The organism is Anaerolineales bacterium (assembly GCA_003105035.1).
Classification (GTDB): Bacteria; Chloroflexota; Anaerolineae; order Anaerolineales; family UBA4823; genus FEB-25.
Genome location: PQAL01000033.1, coordinates 94927 through 117779, shown reverse-complemented (window position 1 = coordinate 117779; position 22853 = coordinate 94927). Strand labels below are relative to the sequence as shown.

Sequence of the window (22853 nt, the reverse complement as noted above, 5' to 3'; positions counted from 1 at the left end):
TCATAGAATATGAAGAAGAGCCCAGACAAGGCAATCTTGGAACGAGCGAAAAACTTCGAAAGCAAAGCACTCGAAGAGATTTTCGACACCCTCAGCCCAGGAATTTTCCGCTATGCCTACCGCCTGCTGGGTGATGAGGATTTGGCGAAAGAGTGTATGTCTGAGACGTTCAGTCGTTTTTTAGTTGCACTCAAGCACGAGAATGGGCCCGACACTTACCTGCAGGCTTACCTGTACCGGATTGCCCACAATTGGGTGACGGATTATTATCGCAGCAAGGTACCGCTAATCGTAGCGCTGGAGGCTGACCTGCCATCCGGTGACACAGATGACCCTCACCTGCAAGCCTCGATTTCCCAGGAAAGGCAACAGCTCAGGCAGGCATTGACCCTGCTTACTCCGGAGCAACGCCAGGTAATTGTCTTGAAATATCTTGAAGAATGGGAGAATGAAAACATCGCCCGAAGCTTGAACAAACCGATCAGCGCAATAAAAGCCCTACAACACCGCGGGCTGGCAGCCTTACGGCGTATCCTGGGTGGCGATGAGGAAAGCATATAATGAGCAGAACCGATAAAGAAATCGACGAATTTGGAAAGCGAATATTCTCCCCACTACACCCCACCCCGCCGTTGAATCCAGCTACAGCTGATGAGATCAAGGCAAAATATCTCAAACAGTCAGAAGGGTTCCGCCAGGCCCGCGTAGCTGAGACGAGTACAGAGTCTGTCTCTCCAGCGAGCATGAAGGGAATGAGCCTCTGGAAGACTCGTCCTATCCTGAAAGTTCTGACTGCCGCTATGCTGGCGTTGTTAATCCTGTTGGTAGGCAGCAGCCTGACGGTGTACGCTGCCCAGGATAGCCTGCCGGGTCAACCGCTTTACCCGCTCAAATCCTGGAGTGAAGACCTGCGCTTATCCCTCACTGGCTCACCCCAGGCAAAACTGAGGCTTACCCTGGAATACACCAACCGCAGGATGAATGAAATTTCTACCTTGATGGATCAAGGTATTCCGGTGAGCCAGCAAAGCTCTGAACGCTTCCAACAGCAGCTGGAAGAAGCGCTGCAGTATGCAACCCAACTGGATGACACACAGATGATCCAAGCGCTTGAAAATATCAAGCGAAATGCGGAAAACCAGGGGATTACCCTGCAGGATTTGATCATCCAGCTACCCGCCCAAGCTGAGCCTGCCGCGATCCAGCTGCAGCAAAGGCTGGACGAACAGGTCCAGCTAAGTAACTACGGAGAAGCAGATCCGAAAGGGTTCAGGGAGCGGGTTCGCGAGCGTGCTCGTAACCAGCAGCAAATCAAGCATAATTTCACAACGGAAGAGCCTGAAAATTCCCCTGGAAATCCTCAGGGCACTCCCCAATCGGAGAATGATAATATGCAGCCGCTGGGTAATACCCCCACCGAAGTCCGGCAAGAACCGGTTGATCCAGGCACAGTGCAAGCGACGCCGGGGAATGGTCAGGGGCAACCCTCTCCTGGGGGTGGCAACCATGACCAGGACCCGCAGCATACTCCTAAACCATGAATCTACCCCCGGGGGTAGTTTGATCGAAAACCGCATGTCAGCAAGTATGGATAGACGCATCTTGAGAGCTATCCAGCTGCTGAATCCAATCCCGCTCCACATGGGAATCCCGTTAATGAGCCCGTATTAGCAAACAGTATCTCTGAGGATCAGGTGTTGATCTGCAGATAGCGCCTGCGGTAAAAGATGATACCAAACAAGACCAGGAACTGAACCAGGACAATGAACACTGTTGAAAATTGTTCGAAGTAGAACAAGAGCATGTCCAACACGGTAAGCGATATCAGCAGGCTAAGATATCCCAGGTTAATTGCAGGGCGCTTCTTCCCCATCGCTAAAAGGATGGCAGAAACGAACAAAAGCAAGCCTACCACTACTTCTAAAATCAAACGGGTACCGTAGAGCGAGGGGGCATCCACAGGCGAAATTTGCCTGCCAAAATGTGCATTGAAGAAATTTAGTATGGTTGAATCGGGCAAAGCCAGCCCCAACCACACCTGGAGCGGATTTTTCAATGTCATGAATCCGAGGAGCACCATCCCTGCGCCAATCAGCCAAAGCAAGCGTACTTCCGTTAGCCAGGCTTCTACCTTAGTGATGAAGCGCCTCCACCATACCGGTTCCTCAACCGGAGCAGTGCGTGTATCCGAGCGTATGATGTCCAACAGCCTCCTGGCCAGATCTTGGTGGAGGCTGTCTTTGTCTGTCTCAAGCACCCGATTCAAATCCGCTTCTACATGCTCCCTTTCAACAGTATCTAGTGGACGGTAAAGCTGCTCGCGCACAATTTCAAGCGTTTTGACCAGCTCAGTACGACCGTCCACTGCCTCCGGTCGGCGGATCATGATCGCTAAAACAATGATCAGCAAGAAGAAGACGTACATGATGGGCGCTGCGGCCGGAAAAAAGTAGTCATACTGGCGGGTGATGAACTTGCCCACCTCATCCAGGAATAAGCCCATCCCAACCCCTGCTAACACCGCCCCCAGGTAATGTAGACGTGGATTCATGTAAATAAGCGGTAGGATGGCGGCGATATACAGGATCAGCCCACCCCATAGCACGTGAGCGATATGCAACGTTCCACTACCGATCTGTGGGTATCCGGTGAGCGCCAGGAAAGTCCGCACGACACCGATGGTGGCAACAAAGCTGAACAGGGAGATCATCAAATACCGGACGGCACCCTCCCGTTCGATCAGCTTCCAAAAGAATAGTTTCCGCCTTGTTTTCATGCAATATCTCCAAAGATTCTTCGCTCACTGAACTTCGGAATGGAGTACCGGCTCTCACTCGATCATTGAGACGATAAGTACTCCGGTTGTGGTATATCCACCGATTTTCCAGCTTTGTACATCCAGTCTAGGTCATGCCCAAGCCAGATAACCTTGTCGGCTCGGTTCCTTGTCGGAATTGGAAATTATCCTTGCCCAATAGTCCCATGCGTAGTGATCACCTGATCAGCAGTATTTTCAAATTATTATTCCTTTTGTAACGATCATCATTCCTTGATGGTATCACCCTGCATTATCATGCTTATACCTCAATCCCGGTAAGACTTGCCTGGTTATGTATCGATTACCGCAGCAATGTAAATCAACCGAACGAGAATTCTCTTTGCTACCAAGTTATCCACTCGATGGCTGTTGCATTTTCTTCTGCAGCGCATTAGCGAAACGCCTGGCAAAGACCTCTGCATCCATATACGTGCGTGATGTAACCAGGTTACCATCACATACCACATACGGTGAAAGTAAATTACCAGTGGAAAAATCAGCTGGATTTTGTAAAGTCGCTCGGACCTCATCTTCTACACAGCTGGAGTACATGATATATCCATGTTTTATAAACCAGCGGTCCACATTAAATCCCATCCTGTCCAGTAATTTAGGCACGGCTGTGACTTTGTGCGCGAACAAAATGCTGTGACCGGTCTCAGGGTCAAGTGTTCGCGCCAGCACCAAAACTCCATGGCATATCGCGCCAATCATTTTATCCTGCAGGTAGAACTGCAGGACTTTACCCTGGAGAATTTTGCTTTCCAGGTACTGTCGCACACGTAATCCATCACCTCCCGGAAGCAAGAGTGCATCAAATTGGGTCGGGGTAATCTCAGCATACGGGATGGGATGCAGAAAGGCAGCATCTTGGCTCATCTGTCTATATGCTTCTCGGGCTGTTGCGCTTGCACTGATCAACCCTGGTAAAGGCCCTTTTAGCTTATTTTGATCTGCTTGTGGGATATTTCCTAGCTCGGTGCTGATTGCCACATTCCAGCCCCGGGCGGTGCATTCCATCCATGGGATGGCAGCTTCGGTAGGATCGAAATCGTGGTCAGGGAGTGGCATCAGGATTTGGGCAACAAACGAAGCATGATTTTCTTTGACTAAGTCTGCATCCGGCATATATCCAACTCCTTTCTGCTAATACCCAAAATCCCACATCAAACAAGCTTCGCCAACTTCTTAATCCATTCAAACAAGTGCTGTAGCGGAGCTCGCTTAACTCTAACATAATTTCACACCTTTTCAATCATATTTCGTGATCTATGGATTACATTAGAATCTTTGAAAATTATTTACACCCGCATTAACATAAATTACAGCTTTGAAGCCTTTAATGATTGATCTTCCCTTGATTTGTTCCTTGATGAAAATTCACCTGCATATCTGGCGCAAACTCAATAAAAATCACGTCTGAAGGAGCATCGCATAAATACACTATAATTTATATGGTCGGAACAAGGCTGCATCTAAGTGCGTCTTATGCTCGAATACCGATAAAAGAAAAAAGGAGAGCAGAATGTTTACCAAAATTTGCCTGATTATCATCGCCCTTATTATGAGTGTATCCCTGACAGGCTGTGGGACCAAAACCGCCTCCCCCACAGCTTCCGTTCAATCGGGGGAGACCTCACAGGGCACCCCCGCTGGCACCCCCGCTGGAGAATACTCCACTGGGAATGAGATCATGCTGCCGATCATCTCCGGAGATGTCTCCAATGTCACCCTGGATGCCATGGCTGACGGCACCACCCAGCAGCTTAAGAAGGGGGAGGTTATGGCTATCAGACTTGAATCCAACCCATCCACGGGATATGCCTGGTATGCTACCATCTCCGACCCGAAAGTCCTGGTACAGATGGGTGAGCCTCAGTACCAGGAACCTGCGTCGAGCTCATCTACGCCTGTGATCGGCGCAGCTGGCACACAAACCTTTTTCTTCCAGGCTGCAGAGAGTGGCTTGAGCACGCTGACAATGGAATATAAACGTGGTTGGGAGACTGGCGTAACGCCTGAGAAGACAGTGACGATTATCGTGGAAGTGCAATAGCTTAACACTCAGATAATAATAAATAAAAACACCACTGGGTTCACTCCAAAATAACGGATGCCCAGTGGTGCTTTCTTTTTTTTTATACACTCAGGTAAGCCGTGCCCTGACCTTGTCCCATGAACTGGTAATCAAGAAACTCTCATCCATATAATTCACCAGCTGTATAAAGCGCTGGAAAGGGATTGCAAAGGTCAGCTCATCCTTGCCGACGTGGGGACGAACGGAGACATCGAACATCCCCAACACACAGCGCGGGTGGGCAGCCCCTGCCTGCTCAAGTGCATACCCGATGATCGAAGCGCAGCCTGCCCCCATGGGTGTGATCACCCCATCTGGCTCGAGCATATCGTAATTCGCCAGCGCAAACAGGCCGCTTAACACGTCCCCGGTAGCGAAGAACACGACTGCCAGAGGGGTTTCATTTTCTGTAAGCCTATCCCAACGCTTAAAGACCAGGTAGCTTGCTGGAGCTTCAAATGGTGGGTGCTGGAGCAAGTACTGGCTGACCAGATCGGGGTCACGCTTATAGCGCTCACCTTCGAGCTCACCTGGAATCCCACAGGACAGGAAATATTCGAATCTGGGTCGCAAGGACTGGCTGAAACCGCTGTAACGTTTCCCACCCGCACACCCCTGGGTTTTAGCTTCATAGACAAATGGGAAACCCTCTCTCACCCGTCTTAAATTGGCGATTAAGCAACGATCCACCACCTGGCTGGCACCTGAATCCTCATCGCTCACCTGGTTAGAATAATAATACGTGATCGGCAGCTCTGCTGAGCTGAAGTACTTGCGCCACTGGCTGATGAAGTGATTTTGATTATCCATGTCCATAATTAGGTCCTTTCTGGATGAATTGATTATATTGCGATTCAGAAAGAATAGCGCTTCAGGTATAATCGCATTGTCAACGGTCCCAGGCGGGCCAGGCAACCGGTGATGACAGGCGGCTTAATATCCTCAAATGCAACCTCATACCAGGTGACTTTCTTTGGTCTTCCAGGTGAATGATCAGTATGACATTAACCAACGTTTCCTGTCTTGATATCCGCTGGTGATGTAATGCGCCTCATGCTATTAAGCCATGGCTACCCACCCACGCTGAGTGGGGTGACACTCGTCGTGCAAAAGATTGCCCGGGCGATGGCTGAGCGCGGCCACGCCGTGCTGGTCGTCACCGCCAGCGAGAAGCACCTACCTTACCAAGCTGAAGACCAGGGTGTGCATGTTCATCGTATTCTGGGCATTCCCAATCCATTCTGGTGGGAAGGCCCCATGCCCTTCAGCCTACCCAGTACCTTACATCGGCTGATTGACCGTTTCCAACCTGGTGTTATCCACACCCATGATAACGCTTACCAGGGTATCCTGCTTTCCAGGCTGCGCTGCCCGCCGTCCACCCGTGTGATCACGTCTTGCTATACCCTGCCATCCTTCTTCACCCAATTCACTCGCCTGGGTGCTTTCGAAACCGGGATAGACAACCTGATGTGGAATTATTACCTGGGAAATTTGAACCGCTACCAGCATGTGGTTTTCTGCACCCGCACCCATGAACAGGCTTTTAAAGCCCATGGGCTGCAACCAGCTACGACGGTAATTTCCAACGGAGTGAACATCCAGCGCTATTGCACTGAAAAAGAGGTGAACGAAAACATCGTGGAGCGGTATCACCTGCCCCCTTCACCTAGACTCCTGTCCGTTGGACGCCTGATGAAAGATAAGCGCCTTGACTTGCTGTTGAAAGCCATGCGGGTGGTCTGCGACCAGATGGATGCCCATTTACTGGTGGTGGGGCGAGGCAGTGAGCATCAAAGATTGAGAAGTCTCATCAAAAAACTGGAGTTGGAACAGAATATCCACCTGCTGGGTTACCTCCCTGAAGGGGATCTTCCGGCCATATATCGCGCCTGCGACCTGTTTACCATTCCTTCCATGGTGGAAGTGCAAAGCATTCCTGCCCTGCAAGCTGTGGCGACGGGTATCCCCATTGTGGCGGCAAACTCGGCTGCGTTGCCGGAGCTGGTCCATCACGGAGTGAATGGTTACCTGGTTGACCCCACAGATGAGGCTGAGTATGGTGGTGCGATCCTCCATATCCTGGGTAATGCAGCAGAACGCTCCAGGATGGGCTGGGCTTCGCTGGAAATTGCTGCGGAGCACGACGAAACCGTCACCTTTGTGAAGTATGAGCAGCTTTACCAGGGCCTGCTTGAACCGCCTGCTGGTAAAGGGGAAAGTAAAACAAGGCTGGTAGCGTAGCATATCCAGGCAATACAATCATCCTAAATTTCTGGCGTTATAATTTGGATAACGAAATTGGAAATTCTACGTGAGTTTCGGCGATAATAGGTCAGGCAAGTGACCGGCATTCCCCAATGTTTTTCTCATCTGGCGATGCCATGGAGCTAAAGGTGAATCTTGCTTCAAATTCCCTGGTTAACACACTTGATCGAATCAATGAGAAATACTTATTTAGCGAGCGCTACCTCAAACGACCCGGAACCAATGGATTTACGAAGCGCCGGGAAGCGATCTGCTCCCAGGCTCTTGAGTGGCTCGGTTAACCCACAAGAATTACGGTTGAATTACTGGCTTGAAGAAAGGATAACCCATGAATCATCGTCCCTGGACTGTGACCCTGACCGCAGTGTTGATCCTGCTGAATACTCTCATCTGGCTTATCCTTGGCATCATCATCGCCGTGAATGCCCATCCAGCCCTCCCGGTCCCCCCGCTGATGAAGGGCATCATGGCGACCATATCCATTCTTATGGCTCTCATCCTGCTCGGTCTGTGGATTTTCTTGTTGCGGGGCAATCGCATTGCCTATTATCTCACCCTGGCGTTCTTTTTATTGACCGCCACGTTGACCATTCTGGATGATGTAGGTGTGGCAGACCTGGTTGTGCTGGCCCTCAACATTGTCCCGGTGGTGCTGCTCATTCTCGACCGCAAATGGTATTTTCGACCCAGGGTAACCACACAACCCCAAGGGGTTGAATCCAGCCAGTAGCCCACGCCTCATCGACCCCGCTAAACCAATCAATCCTATCCAGTCCACGCCCTCCGCGGTAGACCTCACCTTTGGACTGTGAGGCACCCCAAGGGATTTATGATCGCAACCCTGAGCTGCCTCTGCTTCTTAGCCTGCTGTAATCCGCGTCATTCTCAACTAATCTGCGTTCTATTATATAATTCAGATGAAAAAAATCCCTAAGGTACGCAGGATACAGCTTACAACCCGCTTTACCGAACATCTAGGGCATCATGGAGGATCTCAATGAGCACAGGCCAGTTCTATGGTGGTATTGAAGGTGGGGGGACCAAGTTCATTTGCATGGTGGCCAGCGATCCTGGCTCCACCATCGACGAGGTCCGCTTTGTCACCACCACCCCGCAGGAGACTCTCGAGCAGGTATGTGCCTTCTTCACCCCCTACATCAAGGCTCAACGCATAAAAAGCATTGGGCTTGGCTCCTTCGGCCCGGTAGACACCGACCCCAGCTCGCCCACCTTTGGCTACATCACCACCACGCCCAAACCCAATTGGGCGTTTACCAACATCCTGGGAATCCTGCAAGGTGAGCTGAAGGTACCTATCGCCATCGACATGGATGTGGCCGCCTCTGCCCTGGGAGAATACCGCTGGGGTGCCAGCCGGGGCATCGACCCCTCGTTGTATCTGACTGTGGGTACCGGCATCGGTGGGAGCTATATCCTCAACGGTAAACCACTTCGCGGCCTGGTCAGCCTCGAGATGGGGCATGTATACATCCCCCACAACCGCCAGCGTGACCCCTTCCCAGGTTCCTGCCCATACCATGGCGATTGCTTCGAAGGCCTGGCAAATGGGCCAGCCATCCACAAGCGCTTCAACCAGTTCCCAGAGTCCCTCGCCGACCAGGATCCATTCTGGGAAATCGAAGCCGGGTATATCGCCTATGCCCTGGTGAACTATATCTTTACTTTTCCGCCCAAGAAGATCGTTGTGGGGGGAGGGGTGATGCACCGGCTCTTTCTCTTCGACCTGGTTCGCCATAAGGTCTCCAGCCTGCTCAACAATTACCTGAACCACCCCACTTTGACAGGCCCGCTGGACGAGTACATCGTCCCGCCTGGCCTTGGATATCGCTCAGGTGTGCTGGGTGGTATCGCCCTGGCCATGGAGCTGGAAAAGCAGCCATAGCCAGGTTCATCTCCCAACTTCTCAAAATATCAGCAAAAGCTGGGGGGTAACTGCTCCTTTTTTGCTGGTGCTGGATCGATAATTTTAAATCCTTGGCCGAAGGGAAGTATCTTGAAGTTATAATTGTCTACCGGGGAAAGTGATGGCAGGAAATAATGCTGCGACATAAAGATAATGAACCATCGTGAGATTAAAATCCAGCGCCTGTTTAGCCAGCAGCTCGTCCAGCCACGTTACACCAGTCCGGTTGAGCTGGTCAGCTACATGGTTGCCATGCAGGCCCAGGATTTCCCCATGGCCAAATGGGCAGTCGGTGTGCGCATCCCAGGATCCACTGAAAAAATGGTCGAGGCCGCTATCACCAGGGCTGAGATTCTACGCCTGCATGTGCTGCGGCCAACCTGGCATTTCGTGGCTGCCCAGGATATCTATTGGATGCTGGACCTCACCGCAAGGTGGGTCATGGCAGGTGAGACCGCCCGTGAGAAGCAGCTGGAGCTGACCAAAGATGTGTTTTCTCGAAGCAATGCCACCCTCGAGAAAGCTTTGGCTGGGGGGCAGTCGCGCACCAGAAATGAGCTGATCGCCGCCTTGCAGCAGGCAGGGATTCGCACAGATGAGAACCGCGCTTCGCACCTGTTTATGCGTGCCGAGCTGGACGAGATCATCTGCAGTGGCGCCACCCAGGGCGGCAAGGCCACTTATGCCCTGCTCTCCGAACGCGTGCCACTGGCCAGGCGGCTGATCCGGGAGGCGGCCCTGGCCGAACTCGCCAGGCGTTACTTCACCAGCCGCTACCCGGCCACCCAGCAAGATTTTTCCTGGTGGTCTGGTTTGCCTGCCAGTGAAGTGAAGCAAGCCCTGGAGTCGGTGAAGCAGGATTTCACGACGGAGGTGATCGATGGAGTCACCTACTGGTTGCCTCGCCATGTGGAAAGCGTGAGAGCCACCCAGGTTAACCCGATCCTGCTGCCCACATATGACGAATTGCTCATCAGCTATGCAGAACGGGGTGCATCCTTCCCAGCTGGCATCGAGCAGCATATGAAGGATATTTCCAATCGGGGCATTTTCTGGCCTATCCTGCTCAAAGATGGCCAAGTGGTGGGGACCTGGATGCGCACCCTCAAGGGGGATCGCGTGATCATCGAACTCAGCCCCTTCCAACCGTTGGCTAAGGCTGAACTGGATCAGTTACAGGATGCTGCTCAACATTATGCAAATTTCCTGGATAAAAAGCTGGAGCTCATCCGCTAAGCAGCCGTATCTGGCAGGTAATTCCTGGCGGACGTTAAATTACGGTAAAATCGCATGTGGGTACTTATTAGGGAAGAAAAGGAGCCGTAATGACCATAAAAGTCTCAACTATCCGCCTGCCACTGCCGCTCAAGCTCAGCTATGTGAACAGCTTTCTGGTTCATAGCGATGGTGGCTGCTACCTGGTTGATACCGGCATGACCAATGCCCGGGACCAGCTTGAGAACGCCCTGCAGCACCTGTGCTGCCAGCCTGGCGACCTCAAGCTCATCCTGCTCACCCATGGTGATTTCGACCATACCGGGAACGCACGCTACCTGCGCGATAAGTACCACGTGCCGATCGCCATGCACGCCGGAGATGCCGGAATGCTGGAAAACGGCGATATGTTCTGGAACCGCAAGATCAAAAATGGCTTGATGAAAAAGCTGATCCCCTTGATTGCCCGCCTGGGTGAAAAAGAGCAATGTAAACCCGATATCCTTTTGGAAGATAATGCTTCACTGGCAAAATACGGGCTGGAAGCCACCGCCCTCAACACCCCAGGGCATTCGACCGGTTCATTGTGTTTTCTCACCGCTTCAGGTGAGCTGTTTTGCGGGGACCTGTTCAATAACGCCCGCGACCACCCCACGCTGAACTCGATGATGTATGACAAGCCTGCCGGTGAAGCCAGCTTTACCCGCCTCAAAGCTCTACCGATAAATATGGTCTACCCCGGTCACGGCGAACCGTTCTCCTGGAAATCTCTCCTGTAAGTGATACGGCGCAGAATTTTCTTTGCACTGCTTATTCACCGATATGGTGTGCTACTGATCACCGGGAGGACGATTAACAGGCCGAAGCAGATACCCAGGAAGATTTGAACAAGCAACACGATAAAGATGGTTAAGACTGCCTGCCCCGTCCCAACCTTCTCCGCCGCGCGGATGGCATTGGTAAATAAAACTATCGTATAGATAAAGACAGTCAGTGACAATAACGAGAAGATACAATTTAAAAGTGATATCGTCGATTGGTCATTACCGAAAATAATTCTCGGGATCGATATGAGACCACTTATGATGGTAAAGGGAGCATGAACCGCGCCCATACAGAACGCAAGGTTGCTCCACGCTCCCCTGCTCTTGAACAATCTGGATGCTAGGTGGTAAGCGCCGCTTGAGAGCACCAATGAAAGTATGCCAAGGATTGGAGAGGAAACTAGAAAACAGACACCAGACAACCAAAGCTTGAAATCCCTGGTTCCAGCAAACAAGTTGAGATTAAATAGCTGGGTGAAGAGATCAAGATACATGGAAGGAAAGAACAATGATCCTACCACTCCAAAGATGAGGGATGTAACTGTAACCCACAGGATCGCTCTTCCAGGGCTGTGATTGCGCTCTGTCAGCATGTTTCCAAAAGACGCTTCTCCAGGATGGAGCCACACATCTAGCCATATCTCGTGCCATTTCCTATCTAGCATCGTTTCGGATAGATAATTTACTGGCTGTGTCTCAGCCATACAAATAATCTCCTCACTGATACAGCTTCGAGTCTTTCATCGTCCGGTTGTGATAACGTGTGATGTGATGCTCTCATAAAAGCGGAAGCCAGGCAATGTTTCCGTTATTGGAACCACCTTTTGGTTTGTTATCGTCATAATATATGAGAGTAGAGCCTGGCAAGTTTTCGATGCCACCCGATGAGCAAATCCAAGGCTGAACGCTCATTGATCCAGATCACCGTCCTATTGAGATTATCGAGAATGATCTCCCCCTATATGTTATATGCTGAGGGTCTGGCTCAATACCAGACCCTCTTTCTTCCAAGGGACAGACTAGCGAACGCTGCTGCTGATTATGCTGGGTATGGTGAGGGATACACAGCACACAGTTAACACGCCAACGATGATAATGGGCAGGAAAATCGTCAAGACTGATTGCCAGGTGCCGATCTGCTCCGCTGCCCGGATGGCGTTCACGTTCATCACGAGCACATACACCGCCACAACCACCGAAAGAATGCCGATGAAAATCGCCACCAGCCACCAGATGGCGGGGAAATTACCAAACAGGAGATATGGGATCATCAAGATGCCACTGATGATCGAGGCGGGTGCAGTAACTGCTGCCATGCAGAACACCAGGTCGCTCCAGGCGCCACTGCCACCGAACAACCTGGATATCAGGTGATAGATGCCAGTAGAGATAACCAGCCCGAGAATTGCAGAGATTGGCGCGAGGATGACTGAGCACAGGCCAAAAGTAAAGATCGTGGTTGTGTTGAAGAACTCAAAACTTTGGACAGGACCAATCTGCGAGACGAGGCTTTTATAAAGAGGCACATAACCGATAATGCTTGCTATGGCAATGACGAGAGAGGTGATGGCGACCCAAATGAACGCCCTGCCAATGCTGTGGTCGCGTTCTTTCAGGATGCCCCTGAATGCCTCCTCACCTGGGTGTGCCCAGACATCGAGCCAAATCTCATACCATTTGCTGTTTAATGGCTGTGCGGGTGGTACAGTTTCAATCGTTGATGTATCCATGGGCAAGTTCTCCTCAATCGGTTTATATAGCATTCCCACACACATGTCAAGTTGATTCATGCTCAGTTTATCAGCAGTGAATTCCTTCCCTGCGGGTATTTCTAACAATATGCCAGTGCCTCGCCATCCAGGCTACCTTTCTTCTGCGCTATAATTGACCCAACCGGGAAGACTTCCATCCACATGTCCAAACCTTCACGCTTCCCCCTCTGGCTGATCGGAGGCACGCTCGCCTGGCTGTTGTATGCTATCAGCCTGGGTGCTTTGCACCTGATCCTGCTTGATCAGTGGGGGGTGCCATTCACGATAAAAATCTATCATCTGGAGAGCGCCCAGCCCCTCACCTTTTTGCATGCCCTGTTAATTGCCATGGTATTCCCAGGCTTTTTCCTGCTGGAGGCAATGTCGTTCCTGCATATGCACTTTCCCTGGTTGGATTCAGCCGTGTACAACTGGGGCAGGCTGACTTTGCTCTCCAGCATACCGGTGTTCATCATCGGTGCCCTGCTGCTTGCGCGAGACCGCCGGCTGAAGCTGGCCGGTGCCATTCTCGGTTTATTACTGCTGGGTGGCAGCCTGCTATTCGTTTTAAACGGACTGTTGATCCAGTAAGGTGGCAGCCCCAGCATGACCCCACGGCGTAATCAGCCCATATTTATCGTCCTGGCTGTGCTCATCCTGGCCGCTCTCGCCTGTGCCCTGCCCCAGTCCGCCTCACCAACCCCTGCCGCCTCGCCTGAGACGGTCGTTGTAGGCGCAGCGAACGAAAGCCCCGCCCCATCGGAGATCCCCGCGCTAGCCAGCACGGATACGCCTCGCCCCACGCCTCCGCCCATTGTGGCCAAACACCGCATCGCCATACACCGCATCTATGGCCTGGCTGCATTTTACGACCGCCAGACTTTGCAGGATTTCATCCCACGTGGAGTGAATTATTCGGTGCTGGCGCCAGTGCAGGACCACTACGAAAACCGTTTGTTTGCCCCAGGAGTATACGACCACGCCCGCACCCAGGCTGATTTCGCTGAGCTATCGGCAGCTGGCTACAACACCGTGCGCATCATCTTCGATGGATGCTCCAGCTCGGATGTGTGTATCGGCCTGGTGAATGGCCAGGGCTTGAACCCGGTTTACATGGATAACATGGCTGACCTGATGAGCCTGGCCAAGGAAGCAGGCATCTTCCTGCTGATGGTCTCCCAAGACCTGCCTGAGCTAGGTGGTTACCGGACCCTTGCCAACCAGGAGGCCAGCCCCAGCTATGCCGCTGGGCGTAATGCAGAATTCCTCACCCGGGCAGGGATCACCGCCTCACAGAAATACTGGTCAGATCTCCTGGGAGGCCTGGCTGTGCGTGGGGCACCCTTCGATGCCATCCTGGGTTGGGAGCTGATGGATGAAGCCTATTACCTATCTGACCAACCACCGTTCACCCTGCAGACGCAGAAAGTGTCCCCGGTGAACGGCAAGACCTACCACCTCTTCCAGCCTGCGCAAATGCAAGCCATGGCTGTGGAAGGGATGCGCTACTACATCGAGCAGGTGGGGCAGATGATCCGTCTCTATGATCCAACTGCCCTGGTGACCATGGGATTCTTCGCCCCTGACGAACCCAACACCTGGCGGGAAGGTGATAACCGTTATGTTGAAACCGCTGGCTTGCTGGTTTTCTCCCCGCTTGACTTCTTTGACCTCCACACCGACCCAGCTGCAGGTTTGACCCTTGCGGAGCTGGCCCAGAATTTTGGCCTGGATGAGCACGTCTCAGCACCGGTATTGATGGGATCTGTAGGGGCTTCCACCTGGGTATATCCTGAAGCTTCCGATGGGGCGGTCGCCATCCAGGACTGGATTGCCAGCTCTTGCACACTTGGTTTTACCGGTTGGGCCTACGAGGGCTTCTACCCCGTCCCTGCCGGACTGCCGGATGCCACCTGGGGTTTCGTGGATAACCAGGATTACCTGCTTAAGGCTCTCTCACCCGAGAACCAACCGGATGCCTGTGCCACTTCTCCCTTGCCAGGCCGTAATCTGGCCCTGGGCAAGCCCGTGCAGGTCACAGAAGCGCTGGCCGACCAGACCGCCCAGATGGCCGTGGACGGAGACTCGAACACCCAGTGGAGCGCGGGTGCTTTCCCACCCCAGTGGATCGAAGTTGATCTGGGCGCCTTCTACGATGTGGGTGAAGTCCGCCTGACAGTGGGCATGTGGCCAGCCGGTCAAACCGTGCATGAGCTGTGGGTGGGAGCCAGCCGCGACAAGCTGCAGAAAGTGGCTGAATTCCGCGGCAGTGAATTTGATTATGATGTCCTGGATTATCTGCCGGCAACTTCACTTAGCAACATCCGCTACGTGCGTGTGGTCACCACTGAGAGCCCTTCCTGGGTCTCCTGGCGCGAGATCGAAGTGCTTGCCCCCTTCCCGCCCACCCCTACTCCCACACTGGAGCCATCAGGAACCCCCACCCCCTGAATTTTATTTGCCGCTTATTGCGGATTTCGGATTGCCTGTTTCCCATTGTGCTAATCGAAGTGCCTGACTCCTGGGCAATGATTATGCAGGCTTGTCCAGCCATCTTACCATGTCAGCTTCCAGGCTGTGTACGGAGTGGTGGACGAAATCCTTGCCTGAAAGCAGTACATAGCGGTAGGTCTCGAAAAACTCCAGCCCATGGTACCATGCCAGGATGGCCGGGTCACAGCCGATGCGCTGGCAGAAGCGCTCTTCGAGGCCACGTCCCTGCAGCTCAGGGGATACGAAAAAGGACAGCAGGAATTCATAGAGCGGGTCGGTGAATGACGCTCCTTGAAAATCGATCACCCCGGCCAGGTGATGGTCCTGGACGATGAAGTTCTCCAGCCATAAGTCACCGTTGCTGAATTTCACCGTGAGTTGCTGCGGCATGCCAGCTTTCAACGCCTGGTACATCCGTTCAACCAGCGGGAGGGCTTTGTCGCTCAAGCGGGTATAGGTCTCTTCGAGGATATCCCGCACATCATACCGTTCCAGCATCGCCGCGATCTCTCCCAGCTGCTCGTCAGCCATCGCGTTTAATGCGCAGACGGTGTCAAGGAACAGCTCCTCCGCCCAGCTTTCGCCTTCAAGCACCGGCGCCAGCAGGGGTTCCCCGGGGATGAAATCCTCGAAAAAGCAGGGGATACCCAGCATTTCGCCATCCAGATCCAACCCGTAGGCATGCGGCGTGGGTATAGGGATGGTTTGCATGGCTTTGAGCACGCGATATTCATGCTCCAGGCTGTGCGCATCCACCTGCAGGACGAATGATCGCTCCACTCCGTTGATCAGCGTATCCAGGCGCCAGGGAGCTTCACGCGAGCTCTGCACCAGCCTAGTTCCTCTGATGAATTGCACCGCCTTCCCCAGGTGGTGGCGTAGATAGCGTTCACAGCGTTCGGGTTGGTCGTTGGGATCAAACATATCTTCCTGATTAAGATTACATTTCGTCAGGAACAGTCTACCAGTCTTGTTGCAGACTGGCAAGCTAGGTTGGTTGGGATGTGACGAACACCTTTATGCCGGATAAAAGCCCAGCGTGACGAGGCCTAACACCAGCCACATAAATATCTCTGCAGTTTCTAAGACCGGTTGGACTTTACGCAACGCCCCATAAATGTGCAGCAGCAACATCGCACCAAAAATCCACAGCATCAGGTCGAAAAAGAAGAGCTGTGCTGCTGGTGTTTGCGCGGCTTTAAACGCGAAGATAGCCATGATGGCGATGAAGACCCCCAGTGACCTGCCCAGGGAGATTGCCAGTGCCTTTTGTTCGGGGATCTCCCAGCGGAAAAGCCTGAGAAAGCTCATCGGCGCCAGGATTAAAGGTAAGCCAAAAGTAAACAGCATGGCTACCCCCACTACGATGAGATAGATATCTGTATAAGCGTTTCATATTCCAATCATATCCATCAGCATCCCTTCTCAGATAAGATTAGAACTGCAGGCTGCGGTGGGCGAAATACCCCTCAATCCTGCGTTCAATGCGGCTCTTGAGTGGCATCAGCACGGCAATCCCAACCCCCACTGCCAGCAGGTGTAGCAGAGTCGAATTCTCGCCCACCTTTTCACCTACATAGGTCACCAGGATGTGTTCGACGAAGCTGTAAACGAAGATCAGGATGGCCGCCAGGATCGAGTAAATCGTGCCTTTCTTGACGATTACGGTGATGTCGAACAGCTGATCTTTAATGATCGCCAGCCCAATGATAGCTACAAGGATATCGTTTAAAAACATCCCCAAGGGGAGAAGGAACGCTGCGTTTATATTCATTGTCACAAGCGCTTTGACGACAGAAAAGGTGACCACCAAGAAGCCAGAAATAATATATACATAATGGCGGTGCTTCACCGGAGATTTTTCACGTTGCATGCCTCTGTAAAGCAGCCATATCGCCGGGAGGTTGATCCCAAACCAAAAAATGAAGATGAAATAATTGAGGATCGTAGGTTTTACGCGGAAGATGTTTCCCCAATCATAAAAATAAATACCTTCTATCTTGTATATGAGACCCATGAAAATCGGAACCCAAGTCAAAGCTGTCAATACCCACACCAGTATGAGCGCCCATTTGATCGGTCGTTCCGTATATAAATTCGCGAAGGTGAAGATTAATGCTGGGATGAAAATACAGGGTAGGATAGCGATCATTCCAATAAGCGGCAGCTCGTTCAGGTGATCGTTCCTGATCATGAGCAGGCAGGTCCCCAAATCCCAGATAAAACAGATAAATAAAAATGCAGCAAACACATAGTGGTAGGCTTGTTTCCCCCGTGAAAGCACCAGATAAAGGACAGTGCCGGTTAATATGCTGCCGAGACCGGATTCGATCATCGTAATGGCAACGGTAGGCGACATGTTCTCCTCCCCATGAAGCTTCTGTGCTTTTGTTGTAGAGCTTAACCAATGAATCTGAAAAATTGTAACTTCACTATACTCCAAAAATAAGCTTAGTCAACAACGTTTCAGCATGCATTTGCATCCCCCTCGATCAGCCTCCCCATTTAGGTAGTGAGCACAACGTCAAATAATTCTCCTGTTTTTGTAAAATATTATCCTGCAAACCCTGACTGAGCTGGCTTTAGCGATGCCCAGACGGTAATGCCAGTTTGCCATACCGTGTTTGCTTCCATGCACCTGACGCCGAATTTCTCATAAAGGCGGACGTTGCTGCGCGTCACTGTGGCGGTGTGCACCTCCACACGCAGCTGATCAGCTGCCCCCAGGGAGATTACCTACCCCATCGCCTCGCTATGATTGAATATTCAATCCAACAAATGCCTTGAAGAATTACTTGCGCGTGCCAAACCTGGTGTGCTGATTCGGCAGCACATATATGCACAGTAGGTCTTACATGAACGCCATGGCGACGGGCTCGACCGCCTCCCCAGCTTCTGATATTTCCCAGTGGTAAAAGGCCAGGTTTCCCATTAGCCACAAAATGCTAGTTACACGATGGTTACAGTTCTTTACCTGCTTGCTTACGGCTGGCTGAATACATAGGTGGAAGTGGATGAAAACGGCTCTCCATTATCATACACCCCTTCATCTCGAACGGTGATCTCGCCGGGTCTATCGGTGGTTATCACCACGTTAGCAAAGTGGATCATCCCCAGCTCTTCCGCGCCCGGGTGGGTGTACTCAACCAAGCCAAAGGATTCCAGGTCCACTGGCTGGTCGTTGATGAACAGCTGATACTTGGAATTGGTCAGTATATCTTCCTGGCTCGCATTTTTATCGGTTACATAGATCCCGGTGGAGACGTAAATGTTTTCTCCCACTATGGCTTCACAGGTGTAGGTAGTTGCATCACTCATTTGAGCGCACGCCACGGTAAATCCATAGGTAAAGTTGCCTTCCTGTCCCTGGGTTACCAGGAAGTCTCCCACCTTATCACCTGGCTTTATCATCCCACCCTGGCTGCCAACCAGGGAGCAGGCAGGGAGCAGCAATGCGAACAGTAGCAAAATAAATAATCCCATCGATTTTTTCATGTGTGTGACCTCTTTTTGCCTGATATCTCAACCAACAAATACGGCTATGCGAATATCTTGCCCGCCCACATCCCCGCCCGCTCAAGCTCACCTTCCACCAGTGGCCCGGGCGTGTCTTCCACATAAAATCCTTCCGGAGGCAGTACCAGCTGACCACCTTTTTGCTTCAGGGCCTTGGCGATCCGCCCCGCGGCATATCCGAAAATCCTCTCGAAGATTCCCAGGGGAGGATGTTTATCGATAAAAGCCTGGGTCAGGCGGGTATCGAAGGCCGCGGTTCTCACGCCTTTCAAACCACCTGGGGCGAGAGCCTTTAAAAAAGTCCGCATGGCTTCCGTTGCCCGGAATTGCTGGGTTGGAGAGCCAATCACCAGCAGGTCCAACCCGGCCAGCTGATCAGGCTTCACTTCCCCCAACCTGACGAGCGTCACGTTCCCATGCTCCTGCAAGACCTTCCCAATCGCCTGGGCGATTTTTTCGGTGTTCCCATATTGGGAATCATAGACCACTAACATCTCCATAAATCACTCCTCTTTGATACCTGCCAGGTTTTTTGCCAGTTTCTGCTTGACCTCCAGGTTCATCTGGCGTTGAATCTGGATGCGCTGGGCCTGCGGAGAGCCCGCCCCGTGCAGGCTTTCAGTCAGGTAGCCGACAGCATTGCGGCCAAGGGTCAGGTTCTCGATTAATCTCAGGATGCGCCTGCGGTTTTCCGTGGGCACATCCACCCGGCCCTTGAGATACTTGTCCAGCAGAGCTCCGGTCTCGGCGGTGCGGTGATCTGCATCGGAGGGCAGGGTAACCAGCAAGCCACCGGCCAGGTCCTGCGCCAGGCGCGCCATCTCGTAGGTGATGCGCGTCACCTGCTGCTTGCACACGTTGGCCAACAGCTGGTCACACAGGTACGATCCGGCTGGCGTGACCTGGCTTTGATACGATGAAGCCATGCCTGTAGCATAGATGGTTTCGTTGAGCAGGGTCATCTCCACCAGCTTGTCGCGCACGTGGCTGGCCCTCTCCACCCCATTATAGGCTGCCGCGGTGGCGGCTGCCCCGATGAGCACATCACCAACGCCAGCTTTACACACGTAGCTGCGGCGGTGGAAGGCTGTGAAGCGCTCCACCAGCATGGCACTGAACTCCGTCTCCCCATCCATGAAGATCAGCTCGTTGGGGATGAACACCTCTTCAAAGATGATCAGGGCTTCCTGCCCGCTGTAATTGGCGTTGCCTGCCTCGATTTCCCCTTCCAGGAGGCGCGTGTCACACGACTGCCGGCCGATCACATAAGTAATCCCCGGCGCATCAACCGGTATCGCCCCGACGATGGCGAAATCGCCCTCTTCCGGCTTCAAGCGCAAGGTTGGCATGACGATCAGCCAATGGGAATTGACACATCCCGTCTGGTGTGCCTTGGCACCTCGCACGTACACGCCTTGCGAGCTACGCCGGGTGACATGCAGGTACATGTCTTTATCCGCCTGTTCAGATGGGCTTTTACTCCGGTCACCCTTTACATCCGTCATTGCCCCACCAATGACGTAATTATTTACCTGCATCTCTTTGATGAACGCCCTCAGCCTGGAATGATAGCAGCTGCCATACTTTGCGTCAATCTCGTAGGTTACCGAATACAGCGCATTCAAGGCGTCCATGCCGACGCAGCGCTGGAAGCACGTGCCGGTCAGCTGGCCCAGCCTGCGCTGCATTCTATTCTGCCAGACGACATCCTCCGCACTCGTGGCGATGTGCAGGAAACGGTTCACCGCTTGTCCGGTAAAGGGTGAGGTTGCTGTCGCCAGGTCAGGCTCATCGGTTGCCAGCTGGTAAGACATCGCCATGGCATTCACCGATGGGCGGATCAGCGGGTGGTCAACCGGTTCCACCACGCGCTCGCCCATCAGGTACACCTGGAGTTGCCTGCCACGCAAGCTGTCTAAAAAATCCTGGGTATTTCGAATGGGTTGAAAGTTCATCCTATCCTGACTTCTTTCCTGGGTGGGAACCAGGCGAGTAACCGATACTCTCGCTGGTTGCCATAACCAAGCTTGTGAGCGATCTTCACTGAGCCGATATTATACCGGGCGCAATCCCAGTAAGTTGAACAGCCTAGCTCATCGCACCAGTTGAGCAGGTGCGCGACGGCTATCGTACCAAGCCCTCTCCCGCGGTGGGCTGGCTCGGTGATAATGCCCACTTCTCGCACCTTATCCACTTCCATATCTGCCCGGGCAGTACATACATATTCATCTCCGTGCAGGAGGCAGATCCCTAATCCGCTTTCGAGATAGCTCTCCAGACCGACATAGCGGGCCAGGGTATCTCCGAGTCGTGGGCTTTTTTCAATTAGCTCATAGCTCAGGTGGAAAACCTGGTAGCCTGCGGGGAGTTGCAGGTGAGGCGTCAGGTCGCTACCTGAAGCGGCACGCTCCAGCTCAAGGCATTCTGCCCCGGCATCCGGCTGCGGAGGAAAAATATCGAGCATGGGATCATTCTCGCGGAAGGCAAGGGCGACGATGCCAGTCTGCCTGAGCAAAGCAACCATCTCTAGCAATTGTGCCGCATCCACTGCTCCACCCTGGTACAAGGTGCCATCATCCTGCTCCCACACATAACCCAACCGCGGATCTGCCAGGTCGTCAACGAATATCCTGCCAGCATTGCCGCCCCCGAGCACTGCGATACAGCGGATGCCCGTTGGGATACCTCTCTCAAACAAGGTGGTAAATTTCGGTGTTACCTGGCTGGGATTAATCTCAATCAAGCCGGTTTCCTGAGATCCTTTTACAAATCAAGATTGCCATAACCTGGGTGTCTACACATCCAGGCCTTCCCGGCCCAACAACCCCAATGCCAGCGAAAGCTCTCCGCGGTGGTGGATCTCGTGCTCGAGCACATGCCAGATGATCCCACGCAATCGGATTACACTGCCATCCGGGAGCTTATACTTATCATCCAGGTCATCTTCGTTCAAGTCTTCAAGCAGCTGGATGGTGCGGAGATGCGCTCGCTCCAGGATCGCCTTGATCGCAGATTTGGTCGGATGATCGGCTAAATCATAGGATATCCAGGGTTGTATCTGATGTTGAACCACACCATACAGCCAGTTATCTTCGCAGTCGGCGATGTGCAGCATAATCTGCCCCACCGGCCATGAGCCCGTAAAGGGTGTAAAAGTGAGCTCGTCTTCGCTGAACATGTCGATGGTGGTGATCAGGTCTGCCCGCACCTGACCCCACTGGCTAAAAATCTCACTCGGTTCCATAAGATCTCCTCTTCCATACTTCAACTTGAATATCCATGCTGAAGCAATCCGCGATTATTCGTCGGGCTGAGGCTGTTCGAACCTGTTATATTCGGCTGGCATCTGGATACCAAACCGCAGGCAGAGTGCCTTTACATCACGGTAATCGTTATCATCCAGCTCGTACCCGGTGTGAAATTGCACCATGCTGATCGCATCGATACACCTGACCGGGTAATCCAGGATACGACCCTCGCCATAGAATGACTCGAGTGGGTAATCCAGCCCTTGCTCCGGGTGATTAAGACGGTCTTTCGAATAGGTGTGGATATCCACCTCGTGGCCTTGAGCATCGCCCATCACAAAATTAACCGGGCGTGTATCCGGTCGAGGCACATCTGCATATCCTTTACCTTCAAGCAGGCTGCGTAAACGGATCACGTCGTCATATGCAATGACGATATCCAGGTCGGCATGCCGGCGGGTTTGCTCACCTAAAAGCGCATCCACCCCCCATCCCCCATCCAGGATCACTGCGATGTGCTGCTCATCGAACAGTTTCACCAGCTGGAGGGCAGCCTGTGCGCTCATTTCAGGCATACTGGGTGGTTGCATAACAAACCGATCAAATGACTCGATTGCAAGAATGATCGCCATTCTTACCCTCCTCTATTTTTAAGCATCGCAATGGGGGAGGTTGGAGGGGGAAGATGTAATTTCCTCACCCACAGTAACGCTGAATTT

Annotated in this window: 25 protein-coding genes; 11 read left to right on the top strand and 14 right to left on the bottom strand. The window is 52.6% G+C overall.

Going from position 1 to position 22853, the window contains the following annotated elements:
- Positions 1 to 9: 9 nt before the first annotated feature.
- Positions 10 to 561 (top strand): hypothetical protein, encoded by a 552-nt coding sequence (locus C3F13_13560; protein PWB51464.1) that lies wholly within the window; start codon positions 10 to 12, stop codon positions 559 to 561.
- Positions 561 to 1541, top strand: coding sequence for a hypothetical protein (locus C3F13_13555; GenBank protein PWB51463.1), 981 nt, complete (start codon positions 561 to 563; stop codon positions 1539 to 1541). Before C3F13_13560 ends, C3F13_13555 begins: the two co-directional genes overlap by 1 nt.
- Before the next feature lie 149 nt (positions 1542 to 1690).
- On the opposite strand, the gene C3F13_13550 is transcribed toward C3F13_13555, so the two are convergent.
- Both C3F13_13550 and C3F13_13545 read right to left on the bottom strand, forming a co-directional pair.
- Positions 1691 to 2776: a hypothetical protein gene (locus C3F13_13550; protein ID PWB51462.1), complete on the bottom strand. Its 1086-nt coding sequence runs from the start codon at positions 2774 to 2776 to the stop codon at positions 1691 to 1693.
- Positions 2777 to 3169: 393 nt separating this feature from the next.
- Positions 3170 to 3946 (bottom strand): thiamine biosynthesis protein ThiJ, encoded by a 777-nt coding sequence (locus C3F13_13545; protein PWB51461.1) that lies wholly within the window; start codon positions 3944 to 3946, stop codon positions 3170 to 3172.
- A 397-nt stretch (positions 3947 to 4343) separates the two neighbouring features.
- Between C3F13_13545 and C3F13_13540 the strand changes: the two genes are divergently transcribed.
- Positions 4344 to 4874: a hypothetical protein gene (locus C3F13_13540; GenBank protein ID PWB51460.1), complete on the top strand. Its 531-nt coding sequence runs from the start codon at positions 4344 to 4346 to the stop codon at positions 4872 to 4874.
- 90 nt (positions 4875 to 4964) lie between these two features.
- Here C3F13_13540 and C3F13_13535 read toward each other — a convergent pair whose 3' ends face one another.
- A complete protein-coding gene (locus C3F13_13535) occupies positions 4965 to 5810 on the bottom strand; it encodes a hypothetical protein (protein PWB51459.1) in 846 nt (281 codons plus the stop codon).
- A 129-nt stretch (positions 5811 to 5939) separates the two neighbouring features.
- Between C3F13_13535 and C3F13_13530 the strand changes: the two genes are divergently transcribed.
- The 6 genes from C3F13_13530 (at position 5940) to C3F13_13505 (ending at position 11081) form a co-directional block, all read left to right on the top strand.
- The gene (locus C3F13_13530; GenBank protein ID PWB51458.1) at positions 5940 to 7139 is read left to right on the top strand and encodes a hypothetical protein; all 1200 of its coding nucleotides are present in this window, start codon (positions 5940 to 5942) and stop codon (positions 7137 to 7139) included.
- A gap of 116 nt (positions 7140 to 7255) precedes the next feature.
- Positions 7256 to 7444: a hypothetical protein gene (locus C3F13_13525; GenBank protein ID PWB51457.1), complete on the top strand. Its 189-nt coding sequence runs from the start codon at positions 7256 to 7258 to the stop codon at positions 7442 to 7444.
- A gap of 47 nt (positions 7445 to 7491) precedes the next feature.
- Complete coding sequence (locus tag C3F13_13520) at positions 7492 to 7893, top strand: hypothetical protein (GenBank protein ID PWB51456.1); 402 nt, start codon at positions 7492 to 7494, stop codon at positions 7891 to 7893.
- Positions 7894 to 8160: 267 nt separating this feature from the next.
- Positions 8161 to 9066 carry a fructokinase gene (locus C3F13_13515; protein ID PWB51455.1) on the top strand — a complete coding sequence of 302 codons (906 nt, stop codon included), beginning with the start codon at positions 8161 to 8163 and terminating at the stop codon, positions 9064 to 9066.
- Between the two features lie 174 nt (positions 9067 to 9240).
- A complete protein-coding gene (locus C3F13_13510; GenBank protein PWB51454.1) occupies positions 9241 to 10323 on the top strand; it encodes a winged helix DNA-binding domain-containing protein in 1083 nt (360 codons plus the stop codon).
- An 89-nt stretch (positions 10324 to 10412) separates the two neighbouring features.
- Positions 10413 to 11081 carry an MBL fold metallo-hydrolase gene (locus C3F13_13505; protein ID PWB51453.1) on the top strand — a complete coding sequence of 223 codons (669 nt, stop codon included), beginning with the start codon at positions 10413 to 10415 and terminating at the stop codon, positions 11079 to 11081.
- Positions 11082 to 11116: 35 nt separating this feature from the next.
- On the opposite strand, the gene C3F13_13500 is transcribed toward C3F13_13505, so the two are convergent.
- Both C3F13_13500 and C3F13_13495 read right to left on the bottom strand, forming a co-directional pair.
- Complete coding sequence (locus C3F13_13500; GenBank protein ID PWB51452.1) at positions 11117 to 11830, bottom strand: hypothetical protein; 714 nt, start codon at positions 11828 to 11830, stop codon at positions 11117 to 11119.
- Between the two features lie 315 nt (positions 11831 to 12145).
- A complete protein-coding gene (locus tag C3F13_13495) occupies positions 12146 to 12964 on the bottom strand; it encodes a hypothetical protein (protein PWB51451.1) in 819 nt (272 codons plus the stop codon).
- Between the two features lie 75 nt (positions 12965 to 13039).
- Here C3F13_13495 and C3F13_13490 point away from each other — a divergent pair, with 75 nt between their 5' ends.
- Together C3F13_13490 and C3F13_13485 are read left to right on the top strand one after the other, a co-directional pair.
- Entirely contained in the window at positions 13040 to 13468 is a 429-nt protein-coding gene (locus tag C3F13_13490) for a hypothetical protein (GenBank protein PWB51450.1), read from the top strand.
- 15 nt (positions 13469 to 13483) lie between these two features.
- Positions 13484 to 15328, top strand: a complete 1845-nt coding sequence (locus tag C3F13_13485; GenBank protein PWB51449.1) for a hypothetical protein — start codon at positions 13484 to 13486, stop codon at positions 15326 to 15328.
- 81 nt (positions 15329 to 15409) lie between these two features.
- On the opposite strand, the gene C3F13_13480 is transcribed toward C3F13_13485, so the two are convergent.
- The 9 genes from C3F13_13480 to C3F13_13440 form a co-directional block, all read right to left on the bottom strand.
- Positions 15410 to 16294, bottom strand: a complete 885-nt coding sequence (locus C3F13_13480; GenBank protein PWB51448.1) for a hypothetical protein — start codon at positions 16292 to 16294, stop codon at positions 15410 to 15412.
- A gap of 93 nt (positions 16295 to 16387) precedes the next feature.
- Positions 16388 to 16720 (bottom strand): hypothetical protein, encoded by a 333-nt coding sequence (locus tag C3F13_13475; GenBank protein PWB51447.1) that lies wholly within the window; start codon positions 16718 to 16720, stop codon positions 16388 to 16390.
- A gap of 85 nt (positions 16721 to 16805) precedes the next feature.
- Positions 16806 to 17729: a hypothetical protein gene (locus C3F13_13470; GenBank protein PWB51446.1), complete on the bottom strand. Its 924-nt coding sequence runs from the start codon at positions 17727 to 17729 to the stop codon at positions 16806 to 16808.
- 623 nt (positions 17730 to 18352) lie between these two features.
- Complete coding sequence (locus C3F13_13465) at positions 18353 to 18865, bottom strand: hypothetical protein (protein PWB51445.1); 513 nt, start codon at positions 18863 to 18865, stop codon at positions 18353 to 18355.
- Between the two features lie 44 nt (positions 18866 to 18909).
- Positions 18910 to 19386 (bottom strand): nitric oxide synthase, encoded by a 477-nt coding sequence (locus C3F13_13460; GenBank protein PWB51444.1) that lies wholly within the window; start codon positions 19384 to 19386, stop codon positions 18910 to 18912.
- A 3-nt stretch (positions 19387 to 19389) separates the two neighbouring features.
- The gene (locus C3F13_13455) at positions 19390 to 20841 is read right to left on the bottom strand and encodes a 4-hydroxybutyryl-CoA dehydratase (protein PWB51443.1); all 1452 of its coding nucleotides are present in this window, start codon (positions 20839 to 20841) and stop codon (positions 19390 to 19392) included.
- Positions 20838 to 21629 (bottom strand): hypothetical protein, encoded by a 792-nt coding sequence (locus C3F13_13450; GenBank protein PWB51442.1) that lies wholly within the window; start codon positions 21627 to 21629, stop codon positions 20838 to 20840. Before C3F13_13450 ends, C3F13_13455 begins: the two co-directional genes overlap by 4 nt.
- Positions 21630 to 21680: 51 nt before the next feature.
- Positions 21681 to 22130, bottom strand: a complete 450-nt coding sequence (locus tag C3F13_13445) for a hypothetical protein (GenBank protein PWB51441.1) — start codon at positions 22128 to 22130, stop codon at positions 21681 to 21683.
- A 54-nt stretch (positions 22131 to 22184) separates the two neighbouring features.
- A complete protein-coding gene (locus C3F13_13440; protein PWB51652.1) occupies positions 22185 to 22748 on the bottom strand; it encodes a tRNA nucleotidyltransferase in 564 nt (187 codons plus the stop codon).
- Positions 22749 to 22853: the final 105 nt, after the last annotated feature.